Here is a 12,017-nt window from a genome sequence, read left to right as displayed (position 1 = left end):
TTGGTTGAAAATGTTCTAAAAATGAAATTTAATTAACAACTGTTAATAGTTAATCAACAGCTTAAATTTTTAATATTATTACGGTAAAACCGTAGTTTATAACATTGACTTAACATTTGAAAACTTAGCCAAAAAAACAGGGTTTAAAATTTTGATTTCTTCCTACGATACTTGTATTCTAATAAAAATCAAAACCACCAAAAAAAACTTTATGAATTTTAAGAACTGTTTATTCACACTCAGTGTTAACAGAAGGTTATGAGTTATTAACATTACCGTAATATTGGGTTAAATTATTGGTTTTTTGGAGTTTACTTTTTTTAGATTAAATTATCTTTGCTTAACTAATGAAACGAACAAAAAAATGAAAATAGCTATTGGAAATGATCACGCAGGAACTGAATACAAATTTGCAATCGCAGAATATTTAGAATCTGAAGGTATTGAAATTACTAACTACGGCACTAATGAAAACAATAGTGTTGATTATCCAGATTTTGTACATCCTGTAGCAAAAGATGTAAATACTGAAAAAGTTAGTTTTGGAATTTTGGTTTGCGGAAGCGGAAATGGTGTTGCTATGACAGCTAATAAATATAATAATGTTAGAGCTGGACTTTGCTGGACAAAAGAAATTACAGAATTAACCAGACTTCATAATGATGCTAATATCATATGTATTCCTGCAAGATTTACATCTCTACCTCAAGCTGTTGAAATGGTAAAAACATTCTTAGGAACAAAATTTGAAGGAGGCAGACATTTAAATAGAGTACATAAGATACCAATGTGTATTTAATCTATGGTAAAAGTTCACGCTCATAATCATTCACATTCTCATGATAAACTTACTGGGCGTAATTTATTATTTTCTATTCTCTTAAATATTGGAATTACAGCTGCCCAGGTAGTTGGTGGTTTGATTTCTGGTAGCCTCTCTCTTTTATCAGATGCATTACATAACTTTAGTGATGTACTTTCTTTGATAGTTAGCTTTTTTGCTAATCGATTGGCAAAAAGAGAAGCTTCTATTAAAAGAACTTTTGGTTTTAAAAGAGCTGAGATTATGGCAGCGTTTATAAATGCTATTTCATTAGTTATAATAGCATTTATTCTTGTGTTTGAAGCAATAGAGCGATTACTAGATCCACAGGAAATAAGTGCACGTGTTGTAATTATTCTTTCTGTAGTAGCAATTTTTGGAAATGGATTAAGTGTTTTGCTTTTAAGAAGAGATAGTAAGGTAAATATGAATATGAGATCAGCATATTTACACCTGGTAACAGACTTAATGGCATCTTTTGCAGTTTTGATAGGGGGATTGTTAATGAAGTTTTATAAACTATTTTGGGTAGATAGCCTATTAACTTTTATAATTGCAATTTATCTGATTATTGTAGGCTATGATCTCTTAAAAAAATCATTCAAAGTATTAATGTTGTATACTCCCGATACTATTGAGTTAAAAGAAATAGTAAAAGTAATTAATGCTTTGCCAAAAGTTAAAAGTATACATCACATACATGTATGGCAACTTAACGAAGAAGAAACACACTTAGAAGCGCATGTAGATTTTGATAGTGATATTTTGGTTTCAGAATTTGGAGAAATACTTAGCACTATTGAAAATATACTTCATAAAGAATTTAAAATCAACCATGTTACGCTACAGCCAGAATATGGAAATAAGGATAATAAAGATATTATTGTACAGGATTAAAAAATATGGATATCAAATTTAAAGTTAAACGTTTTGATGAACTCTCTGCACTAGAACTATATAAAATTTTGCGCTTGCGCGCAGAAGTATTTATAATAGAGCAAGAATGTATATATCAGGATATTGATGATATGGATCAAAAAGCACTTCATGTGATAGGGTATAAAAACGAAGAAATTGTTGCCTATACACGATTATTTGATGCAGGCGATTATTTTAAAGATACTAGTTTTGGACGAGTAGTCATACCTAAAAAAGAAAGACAATATGGGTACGGTCACAAACTAATTAAAGAGTGTGTGAGTGCTATAGAAACATATTTTAAAACTAAAGTGATTAAAATATCTGCTCAGACATATTTAAAAAAATTCTATGAAACACACGGTTTTAAACAAATAGGAGAGGAGTACCTCGAAGATGGTATTCCTCATATTAGTATGATTAGAGAATAAAGAAAGACTCATTAAGTCTTAATGAGTCTTTCTTTTTATTTTAAAAGCTCTTCGTACTTATTTTTATTACCTAGTATTTCCTGACTTTTAGCTACTTCTGGGTTATGTGTTACATAATAATTATATAATCCTTCACGATAAAAATAACGTTTAATAATCTCATCTGTTAGTAAATTAACAATTTCGGTCTTATAAGTGTCTAAAGCTGCTTGTTTAGAAGTATTTATCGAAGCGACAAGGGTATTATAAGTAGAGATTATATCTTTATCGAACTTTTCCTTTTTTGCTATTTCTAATGATTTTTTAAATGATTTTTCGGTTTCGGTTTCAAAATTAAACTCACTTTGTTTTACAAAACTTTTAAAATCTTGATAATCTTGATCTGTAAATTTAAAATCAGAGGATTTTTTTAATTGATGAGAATAATAATATTTTGTTCCATATTCGAAAATAGCATCAGATCGTAATAAAGCGGTAGTAATTTTACTAAATTTAGAGGTCTCTAATTCAATATCTGGCTGTATACCACCACCATCATATACTGTTCTTCCGTTTTTGGTTTTAAAGGCTTTAAAATCTTGCTCATTGATGCGTACAGCATTATTATTTTTATCACGATTCCAATAATCTAATGCCTGAATACATCTTCCGCTTGGGGTATAATATCTAGAAATAGTAATTTTTAATTGAGTACCATAAGTTAGTTTTTTTGGTCGCTGTACTAATCCCTTACCAAAACTTCTAGCACCAATAACTACTCCTCTATCTAGATCCTGAATACTACCTGCAACAATTTCACTTGCCGATGCACTTCTTCCATTTACTAATACGACTAAGGGAATCTGGATATCAATAGGTTCTCTCTTTGTAAAATATTCTTTATTGTATTTTTTAACCACCGATTTTGTAGTAGTGATTAACTCTCCTTTTGGCACAAAAATATTAGTAACGTTTATAGCTTCACTTAATAAACCACCAGGGTTACCTCTTAGATCTAAAATTACTTTATTGGCTCCTTTGGCTTTTAAATCTTTTAAAGCATCAATGGTTTCACTAGAGGCTTTGTTATTAAATTTTGATAATACAATATATCCGGTATTATCGTCTAGCAAAGTATAAAAAGGAACAGCATCTACTTCTATTTCTTCTCGTGTTAATACAGTAGTTTTAGTTGCTCCCTGTCTTTTATAGGTAATGTCAACTTTAGTTCCGCTGGCTCCTTTAAGAAGTTCTCCTGCATCATCCTTAAAATCGGCTACTTTTACATCTCCTATTTGTATAATTTCATCACCAGCTTTAAGACCAGCTTTATCTGCGGGATAACCTTTATAAGGTTCTATGATAATAATTTTATCTTTTATTGTTTTTACAGAGGATCCAATACCTGTGTATTCTCCTGCATTACGTATTTTTGAAGCTTCAACATCCTGCTCGTTCCAATATTTAGTATAGGGATCCAAATCATCTAACATGGCTTTGATTGCCGTATCCATTAATTCTGCAGGATTTGTTTCATCTACATAATTCATATTTAATTCTTTGAACATAGTAGTGAAAATTTCAATCTGCTTAGCGATTTCAAAAAAATCTGACTTAAAACTTACTGTAGATAGTAAGATAATCACAGCAGCTACGGGGTAGATAATTCTCTTCTTCATTGATGTTTTCTTTAAATATTGCAAATCAAGTAAACACGTGATGTTGTTATTTTGATTTTATTTCTTGTTCGACAAATTTTTGTAATATTCCTTTTATTTTAGATTCTATTAACGAATATTCGGGCATTTCTTTACCCGAAAATAAAAACATAAAAGTGAATTGATGAGTAGTGTTGGGTACAATATACTTATTTTTTCTATAACTTTCACGCATTAAACGCTTTATACAATTACGATCTACTGCTTTTTTAAAGTTACGTTTGCTAACCGATACGCCAGCCCTAATTTTAATACTCTCTTCAAAATTTGATTTTCTATATACTAATCTAATGGGGTATTTGGATATAGATTTTCCTTCAGAAAAAAGTAATTCTATTTCCTTTTTGCTTTTTAATCGTTCTTTTTTATTAAAAGTAGCCTTCATTGGCATTAAATGTAGTGAATAGATTTTTTATAGAAGCAATAAAAAAACCGGTACTAAAACCGGTTTTTAATAAGACTTTAGTCTATGTGATTTATTCTTGTTAATAACAATTATTCTGAAAAACTATTATTTTTAGGGTTTACATCAGCCATAGTTTTTGTAATATCTATTCCAATCGATTTTATTTCAGATTTTGGTTTAGAAAGATCTAAAGAATACGTTGGGTTTGTCCAAGGCCAATCAGGTAATATAGTTCTTTTCATTGATGGGATTGGGTTTTCCTTTTCATTACGCATCACTCTTAAAGGAATGTAAAATGACTCTACAGTGCTATCTTTATATTCTACATAAAGATCAATAGGCATTGGCATTAATCCGATACGTTCTAAAGTAATTTTGGTAGTGTTATTATCTTCAATAACATCTTTAATTCCGTAATCTATTGTATTTGTTGTTTGTGTCCAATCTGTTAGATACCAATCTAATTGTATTCCAGACACTTTTTCTGCTACCCTTTTAAAATCATTAGGTGTAGGGTGTTTAAATTTCCATTCATCAAAATATCTTTTAATCGTTTTTGCAAGATTATCTTGTCCAATAATATATCCTAATTGTGAGAGAAAAACAGCCCCCTTCGTATACGCAGAAGCTCCATAAGCGGCATTGTGCGAATAGTGATCTGCTTGAGTGGTCTGTGGTTGTTCTATACCAGAAGTAGCTAATTGGTAATACCCCTGGTACATCCCTCTTAGTGAATTAGGATTATTCTGTTTCATTACATCATTCATCGCCAGAGTAGAAATATAGCTGGTAAATCCTTCATCCATCCACTCGTGTTTAGCTTCGTTAGTAGCGAGAATATGTTGAAACCATGAATGTGCCATTTCGTGCGCTGTAACGCCAACAAGGCTACCAAAATTTCTTTCTCCTGTGATTAGAGTCGACATGGCATATTCCATACCACCATCACCACCTTGTAATACAGAATATTGATCATATGGATACTTTCCTATCTTTTCGCTAAAATATTTCATCAACTCTACAGTTTTGGGCTGTAGATCTTTCCAGTTTTCTATAATTTCTTTCTTGTTTTTATACAAAAAATGAAGCGTAGGGCCATTGGTCATCTTTACAGTGTCGTGCAGATATTCTGGATCTGCAACCCACGCAAAATCATGTACATTGGGAGCTTTAAAGTGCCATGAAAGCTTCTTACCTTTTCTACTTACTTTTGTACCAGGCTTTTCATATCCATATCCTATTTCTTGTGGGTTTTGCAAATATCCAGTGCCACCCAAAATATAATCTTTATCAATAGTTATGGTTACATCAAAATTACCCCATACTGCGTGAAACTCTCTTGCGATATAAGGATCTGCATGCCACCCTTCAAAGTCATATTCTGCAATTTTTGGGTACCACTGTGTCATTGATAATGCAATACCTTCTTTGTTATTTCTTCCTGAACGGCGTATTTGTACAGGTACCTGACCGTTAAATTTCATAGAAAAAGTAACCTTTTCTCCTGGTGCAATAGGCTTATCTAGTGATACTTCTAAAACAGTTCCTGCAGTTTTATATGTTAATGGTTTTCCGTTTTGTGTTAAGGAAGAAACCTTTAAATACCCAATTTCTTCGGGAGTAAGTTTACTTATTCTGTTTCCAACCCTGGGATCAGGATCAGGAAGATTGCGAGAACGTACGTCCATTTCACTTCCTGGTTGAAATGCATTAAAATATAAGTGATAAAATACTTGATATAACGTATCAGGAGAATTATTAGAATAGACGAGTTCTTGTGTCCCTTCATATTGAAAATTTTCAACATTCATATCCACATTCATCGTATAATCTACCTGTTGTTGCCAATACGAAGTATTGTTTTGTGCTGTAACACAAAAAACACCAACTAAAAAGCCAAAACCAATTTTTTTAAACATAATAAATGAATTATTTAGACAATTTATCTGCCATAATAAGGGCATTATACAAATTAACCATTTTACCCGATTTAGATAACCCAGAAAAGCTTCCTACATTAGTTTGCTCTCCACCAATGACTACAGAGGATTTGGTACTTAATCCACTATCCATAAGTATCTTTTTTACCTGACGAGCTTTTAAATTAGGGTAATATGATCTAATTAATGCAGCAACTCCTGCTACAGCCGGAGCTGCCATAGAAGTTCCTTGCAGATATTCGTATGAATTATTAGGTGTTGTTGACCATATTTTAACTCCGGGAGCAAATGCATCAACATTGTTTTTACCGTAATTAGAGAAATCTGCTACCAAATTAGAGCCATATGCATAATTTAAAGCACCAATGGTAATAAAATTATCAGCAATTTCAGAACCATTACTGGTTTGATCATTAGGGTATACTGCTTTTTTATCTAAATCTGTTCCTTCGTTTCCTGCTGCATTTACAATCAATACATCTTTTGAGGCAGCATAAGTAATAGCTTCTCTAACCCATTCTGGATGTGTACTGTAGTACTTACCAAAACTAGTATTAATCACTTTGGCTCCGTTATCTACAACATATCGTATTGCAAGTGCAATATCTTTATCGTATTCGTCTCCATTAGGAACCGCTCTAACTGCCATTATTTTTACATTTTGTGCTATACCATTCATTCCTTTTCCATTATTTCTTTCTGCAGCGATTATACCAGCAACATGGGTCCCGTGTTTTATACCTTCTTTTTTTGGATCTGGCCCCATAACATTATTGTTCCCATATTTGACATCTGTGATATCATCTACGTTATCACCTACTACAGTTCTACCATCAAATTCGGGATTTAAGTTATAATTTAACTGATCTGTGAAATGATCAACACCTTCTTTAAGGTTTTTGATAAAGTCTGGTATCGTATCCCCCGGATCCATAAACCCAAACATTTGAGCAAGAAAAGCGACATGTTGTTGCATCTCTTGAGTCTTTGCTTCTACTTTTAAAAGTTCGTCTCGAGAATAGTCTTCTTTTCCTAGTACATCCGTAATTGCTTTGTGCGAAACGCTAGATTGCTGAAGTATTTGTTCGTATTGTACTTTTTGAGCAGAGTTTTCCTGATATTCTTTTTCGAATTCTGCTTTGGCTGCAATATAATTTTGGTATTCACCTCGATCATTTTCGGGTATAGAAGCAAGAGTTTTACCAGCATATTTTGGTTTAAACTTTTTTATGATTCTCACATATTCAAGATTTTCATCTTCAGAATCCCCTAAAAAATTCCACCCATGAATATCATCAATATAACCGTTGTTATCATCATCTTTTCCATTCCCTTTAATCTCTTTTGGATTTGTCCAGATCACACCATCCAGATCCTCATGCTCAATATCTACCCCACTATCGATAACACCAACAATAACAGTCTTACCTTTTTTGTTTTTAATAAGAGTATTATAGGCTTTATTTACACTCATTCCGGGAACGGTATCAGAAACCAAATCAAACGAATTCCAACCTTTAAGTTGAGCATCGGTAAGATCTATATTTTTTAAAGGAATTGTATCAATATTCTCTATAGGTGTAGAAACAATGGTTGGAGCCCCACAGCTTACCAAAATCATAGATGAGGCAATGGTGGCAATAATTTTATTAGATGAGGGAATCATTTGATCTTTTATTTTAATTAAATATTTCATGACAAGTAAATACTTCTTTTAATCGTACCCCTTTTTGGGTGTGTTGTACTGTTATTATTTCATTATGGGCATCATGTTGCAGTAATAAATACCATCCATTAGTAGCGGCATTATCAAGAAACAGTTTTTTTTCATCCAGGGTTAATAAAGGCCTGGTATCATAACCCATTACATATGGTAAAGGAACATGACCAGCTGTAGGCAGAAGATCTGCCATAAACACAATCGTTTTACCTTTATATTCTATATGCGGAATCATTTGTTTTTCAGTATGTCCATTAACAAATAGTACGCCAAAACCTAATTCAGTGTTTTTTTGGAACGATGTACCTGACCTGGAAATAAAATTTAATTGACCACTTTCTTGTATCGGCATGATGTTTTCACTTAAAAAAGAAGCTTTTTCTCGAGCATTAGGCTGTGTGGCCCATTGCCAATGTTCTTCATTGCTCCATATTCGAGCATTTTTAAAAGCTAATTCATATCCTGTTCGGGCTTTATTCCATTGCACTACACCTCCACAATGATCAAAGTGAAGATGAGTAATAAAAACATCGGTAACATCATCTCTGTGAAATCCTTTTGCTTTTAAAGAGGTGTCTAAGCTATCATTTCCCCAAAGTGAATAATGACTGAAAAATTTTTCGGACTGCTTATCTCCCATTCCAGAGTCAATAAGAATTAACCTATCTCCCTCTTCAATTAGTAAACATCTTGCTGCAATATCAATTAGGTTTTTTTCATCTGCAGGATTGGTTTTGTTCCATAAAACTTTTGGAACCACTCCAAACATAGCGCCTCCATCAAGTTTAAAATTTCCTGCTTTTATGGGATGTAGATTCATTTGTTTATTTTTAATTCTGTTTTTAATTAATATGATTGTCTCCAAAAATTATTTAGATCTATCGGTACTAATTAAAAATCTTTGCAAAATAGAAAAAATGGCAGGGATCAAGATTTAATTTTTGGACTTTTTAACAATAATTCATGATATTGTATACTAGATATCACTTTTTCTAAGCGAGTTCCGTAATCTAATAAAGCTTTGATCTCTTTAATACTAGCCAAACGTTCTTTTCTCATCACCAACAAAGAGCTACCATTACATTCAATATGATAATATGGATTACTCTCTAAAAACAATACTAATTCATCAGTAAAGAACAACTTAATTTTTTCGGGTTTTTCTCCTAAAAGGAAGAACCGTTTAGAAAAATCAGGATGGCCAGAAATTAAAATATCTTTAAACCCCGAGAACTTATATATAAACTCAAGCAACCCTTCTTTGTCTAAGGTAAATTTAGGAACTTCAGTTTTTAATTTTATAGTCATGATCGTGGTTCTCACCAAAGTACGAGCAATAAATTCACCTTCAGAAAATTCGGTATCAGAAATCCTAAAAATAGACTTTGAGTCATAAATAGAATTATTTAGATAATTGATTTTTTTAGTCTTAAAGAACACAAAATCATGCAAACCAGAGACGTCATAACCTTTTTTAGGGTCATATTGCCAGGAAAAGTCATTTGCAATATTTTGTAAATCTTTTTGTCTTTTGGTAAGATTCGATTTTGCTCCTATTTTAATTTTTTTAGAAAAAGGAATCAAACTTCTTATGGCTAAAGGGTGTTCTGAAGAAGTACCATGAATATCTAGTCCTGTAATCTCAAAAGACCCTCCTTTTCTCTTAAAAGTTTCCTGATATCCTAATAAACTTTCCTGTACAGTATAATCTACAAAATCACAAAGAGAAAAATCTATTATAGCATCCTGATTCTCAGGAATTGTATCTAATTTTCTTTTTAATCGAGAATAATTAAGAAAGCTTGAAAAATTCTTTACACTAACAAAATAAGTATCGTTGAAACCTTCTTTAAACATAAGCACATTAGGTTTAAAAAGATTTCTAACAAAAAAGAGTACACTTTTATTAAGGATAAAATGTATAATAATCGTTGTTAGGATTCCGATAAGGATTCCTGTGATTAAGTTTGTTGTTATCGTTGCTATAATTGTGGCAAAGAAAATAATAAGTTGTTCTTTACCAATTTTGGCAACAATTTTTAAGTTTCTTGGAGCTGCCAGCTTATATCCTGTATACACCAAAATAGCAGCTAGTGCCGTAAGTGGAATTCTTTTAAGTTGATCTTGAAATAAAACTACAAATAAGATTAAGAACACAGAGTGAAAGAAATTAGAAGTTCGGTTAGTACCTCCGTTATTAACATTTACAGAACTACGGGCGATTACAGTAACTACATTAAGCCCTCCTATAAAACCACTAACAATCGATGCAATACCTAATGCAGTAAGATCTTTGTTTATATTTGACCTTCTTTTTAAAGGATCCAGCTTATCTACAGCCTTAATACTTAATAGAGATTCAATACTCGAAATTAAAGTTATTGCAATAACTACTCCTATAAATTTAAAATCAAGAATTAATGAAAAATCCGGAGTAGGGAAGTTTGAAAAAACATCATTGGGTATTTGTACCAATAAGGAGTCACCTATAGGGTAAGGAGCACTCGAAAAGAATTCGTAATAATAACTTAAACCAACAGCAATAAGAACGATCCACATGGGGGCTGGTACCAATTGAAAATATTTATTCCTGATTTTACCATAAAAAAACATAATCAATAAGCTCAAAACCCCAACCAATGCAGCAATAGCAATGGCACTATATTCGGGTTTAAATAGTAACGAAATACTATGGGGAATATCTGTTAACAAGGAAACAGTATCTCCTTTAATACTTGTATTAGCAAGCATAACATGAAACTGTTTTGCAAAAATACTTATTCCTATAGCAGCAAGCATTCCCTGAATTGCCGAAGAAGGGAAAAAGTCACTTAGAATCCCCAATCGCAATTGCCCAATAATGATCATTAATGCTCCCGAGCATATAATGGCAGCTAACGTAAAGATATAACCTTGATAAAGATCACCATTAGCAAGTGTTGTGATGGCCCCTAATAAAACAACAACCAACCCATTACCTGGACCTGTAATTGTAACTTTAGATCCTCCAAAAATGCTTACAATAATCCCCCCAACAACAGAAGCAATTACTCCAGAGATAGGAGGAGCTTCTGAAGCTAAAGCCAATCCTAAACCCAATGGTAATGCGATTAGTGAAACCACAAAACCCGAAAAAATATTCTTAGGCAATTGAGATAAAAAACCAGATGTAGCGTTATTCGTTTTCTTCATTTATCTCATAATTAAAACATCTGTTGGTAATTCTGATAAAATATGCTCAAGATCATGAAGAAAAATACGATCTAAAAACGTAGTTCTTTTCGGAGCATTCATAATAAGAAGGTCTGCAGCTACTACTTTTGCATAATGACCAATAGAATATCCTCTTTTTCCAAATATAGATTGTGTTTTTATTAAAATACCAGTTTTAAGATCTTCAGGAACATCACTTAAGATATGTTGTACTCTAAGATCTTCTTTTTGGGCTAATTGCTCTTTTATTAATGTGTCTTTAAGTAAAGATTGATCATCTTCTACAACAACCTTAACTTCTTGACGAGAAATCTCTTCTACAATAGTAAGTTTTTGTGCACCAAGATTCTGGGCTACTTCAAATGAATCAAGAATCGTTTGTCTGGTTTTTTCATCTTTAAGACCATTTACTACGATATGATTGCAAGGTCGTAAGTCCTCTGATGGCTTTATTAACAGCAAAACAGAACAATGTGCATTTCTGGTAATTTTTCGTGCAATTGACCCAATATAAAATTTAAGGAAATCTTCTCGGGGAATAGCACCAAGCATAATAAGATCAGCTTTATTTTCTCTGGCTGTTTCAATAATTACTGTAACAGGATCCCCTTGTTTCCAAATAACATTTACTTTTTCATCATCATCATCAGAAAATCCTGAAATGAGCTCTTTTATATTGTCTTCTTTCTCTTTAGTTTTTTCGCCTACATGAACAATGATCATTTTAGAATCAAAAAAATCGACCATTCGCATAGCCTCAAAAATATTATTTTTAAGGTTAGGAGAAAAAGCTACACCAATAAGGATGGTATTAAATTTATGATTAGGTAATTCGTTCAAAGATTTATTTTGTAATAATTTTAAGTGGC

General features: G+C 32.1%; 10 protein-coding genes. 3 read left to right on the top strand and 7 right to left on the bottom strand.

Going from position 1 to position 12,017, the window contains the following annotated elements; genetic code table 11:
• The first annotated feature begins 364 nt into the window (after positions 1-364).
• Genes rpiB through NNH57_RS16950 form a run of 3 tightly spaced genes read left to right on the top strand, consistent with a single transcriptional unit; the run spans position 365 to position 2,172 of the window.
• Positions 365-799: a ribose 5-phosphate isomerase B gene (gene rpiB / locus NNH57_RS16960; protein ID WP_074409861.1), complete on the top strand. Its 435-nt coding sequence runs from the start codon at positions 365-367 to the stop codon at positions 797-799.
• 3 nt (positions 800-802) lie between these two features.
• Positions 803-1,720 carry a cation diffusion facilitator family transporter gene (locus NNH57_RS16955; protein ID WP_074409860.1) on the top strand — a complete coding sequence of 306 codons (918 nt, stop codon included), beginning with the start codon at positions 803-805 and terminating at the stop codon, positions 1,718-1,720.
• A gap of 5 nt (positions 1,721-1,725) precedes the next feature.
• On the top strand, positions 1,726-2,172 hold the full coding sequence (locus NNH57_RS16950) for a GNAT family N-acetyltransferase (protein WP_175392745.1): 447 nt from the start codon (positions 1,726-1,728) through the stop codon (positions 2,170-2,172).
• Positions 2,173-2,207: 35 nt separating this feature from the next.
• Here the strand turns inward: NNH57_RS16950 and NNH57_RS16945 are convergent, their stop codons facing one another.
• From NNH57_RS16945 to NNH57_RS16915, 7 genes are all read right to left on the bottom strand, one after another.
• On the bottom strand, positions 2,208-3,830 hold the full coding sequence (locus NNH57_RS16945) for a S41 family peptidase (RefSeq protein ID WP_074409859.1): 1,623 nt from the start codon (positions 3,828-3,830) through the stop codon (positions 2,208-2,210).
• A 46-nt stretch (positions 3,831-3,876) separates the two neighbouring features.
• On the bottom strand, positions 3,877-4,254 hold the full coding sequence (rnpA, locus tag NNH57_RS16940) for a ribonuclease P protein component (RefSeq protein ID WP_074409890.1): 378 nt from the start codon (positions 4,252-4,254) through the stop codon (positions 3,877-3,879).
• 110 nt (positions 4,255-4,364) lie between these two features.
• A complete protein-coding gene (locus tag NNH57_RS16935; RefSeq protein WP_074409889.1) occupies positions 4,365-6,194 on the bottom strand; it encodes a M1 family metallopeptidase in 1,830 nt (609 codons plus the stop codon).
• Between the two features lie 10 nt (positions 6,195-6,204).
• On the bottom strand, positions 6,205-7,911 hold the full coding sequence (locus NNH57_RS16930; RefSeq protein WP_082995013.1) for a S8 family peptidase: 1,707 nt from the start codon (positions 7,909-7,911) through the stop codon (positions 6,205-6,207).
• Positions 7,895-8,755 (bottom strand): MBL fold metallo-hydrolase, encoded by an 861-nt coding sequence (locus NNH57_RS16925; RefSeq protein ID WP_074409887.1) that lies wholly within the window; start codon positions 8,753-8,755, stop codon positions 7,895-7,897. The genes NNH57_RS16930 and NNH57_RS16925 overlap by 17 nt, the downstream gene beginning before the upstream one ends.
• A 107-nt stretch (positions 8,756-8,862) precedes the next feature.
• The gene (locus tag NNH57_RS16920) at positions 8,863-11,127 is read right to left on the bottom strand and encodes a SulP family inorganic anion transporter (RefSeq protein WP_108808247.1); all 2,265 of its coding nucleotides are present in this window, start codon (positions 11,125-11,127) and stop codon (positions 8,863-8,865) included.
• Positions 11,128-11,988, bottom strand: a complete 861-nt coding sequence (locus NNH57_RS16915) for a universal stress protein (protein ID WP_074409857.1) — start codon at positions 11,986-11,988, stop codon at positions 11,128-11,130.
• Between the last annotated feature and the right edge of the window lie 29 nt (positions 11,989-12,017).

It is taken from the genome of Aquimarina spinulae (assembly GCF_943373825.1).
GTDB lineage: Bacteria > Bacteroidota > Bacteroidia > Flavobacteriales > Flavobacteriaceae > Aquimarina > Aquimarina spinulae.
This window is presented reverse-complemented; position numbering and strand designations above follow the sequence as displayed.

Coding starts and splice junctions, on each gene's coding strand:
- NNH57_RS16925 (WP_074409887.1), bottom strand. CDS start 8,755: ATGAATCTACATCCCATAAAAGCAGGAAATTTTAAACTTGATGGAGGC.
- NNH57_RS16955 (WP_074409860.1), top strand. CDS start 803: ATGGTAAAAGTTCACGCTCATAATCATTCACATTCTCATGATAAACTT.
- NNH57_RS16930 (WP_082995013.1), bottom strand. CDS start 7,911: ATGAAATATTTAATTAAAATAAAAGATCAAATGATTCCCTCATCTAAT.
- rnpA (WP_074409890.1), bottom strand. CDS start 4,254: ATGAAGGCTACTTTTAATAAAAAAGAACGATTAAAAAGCAAAAAGGAA.
- NNH57_RS16950 (WP_175392745.1), top strand. CDS start 1,726: ATGGATATCAAATTTAAAGTTAAACGTTTTGATGAACTCTCTGCACTA.
- NNH57_RS16935 (WP_074409889.1), bottom strand. CDS start 6,194: ATGTTTAAAAAAATTGGTTTTGGCTTTTTAGTTGGTGTTTTTTGTGTT.
- rpiB (WP_074409861.1), top strand. CDS start 365: ATGAAAATAGCTATTGGAAATGATCACGCAGGAACTGAATACAAATTT.
- NNH57_RS16945 (WP_074409859.1), bottom strand. CDS start 3,830: ATGAAGAAGAGAATTATCTACCCCGTAGCTGCTGTGATTATCTTACTA.
- NNH57_RS16920 (WP_108808247.1), bottom strand. CDS start 11,127: ATGAAGAAAACGAATAACGCTACATCTGGTTTTTTATCTCAATTGCCT.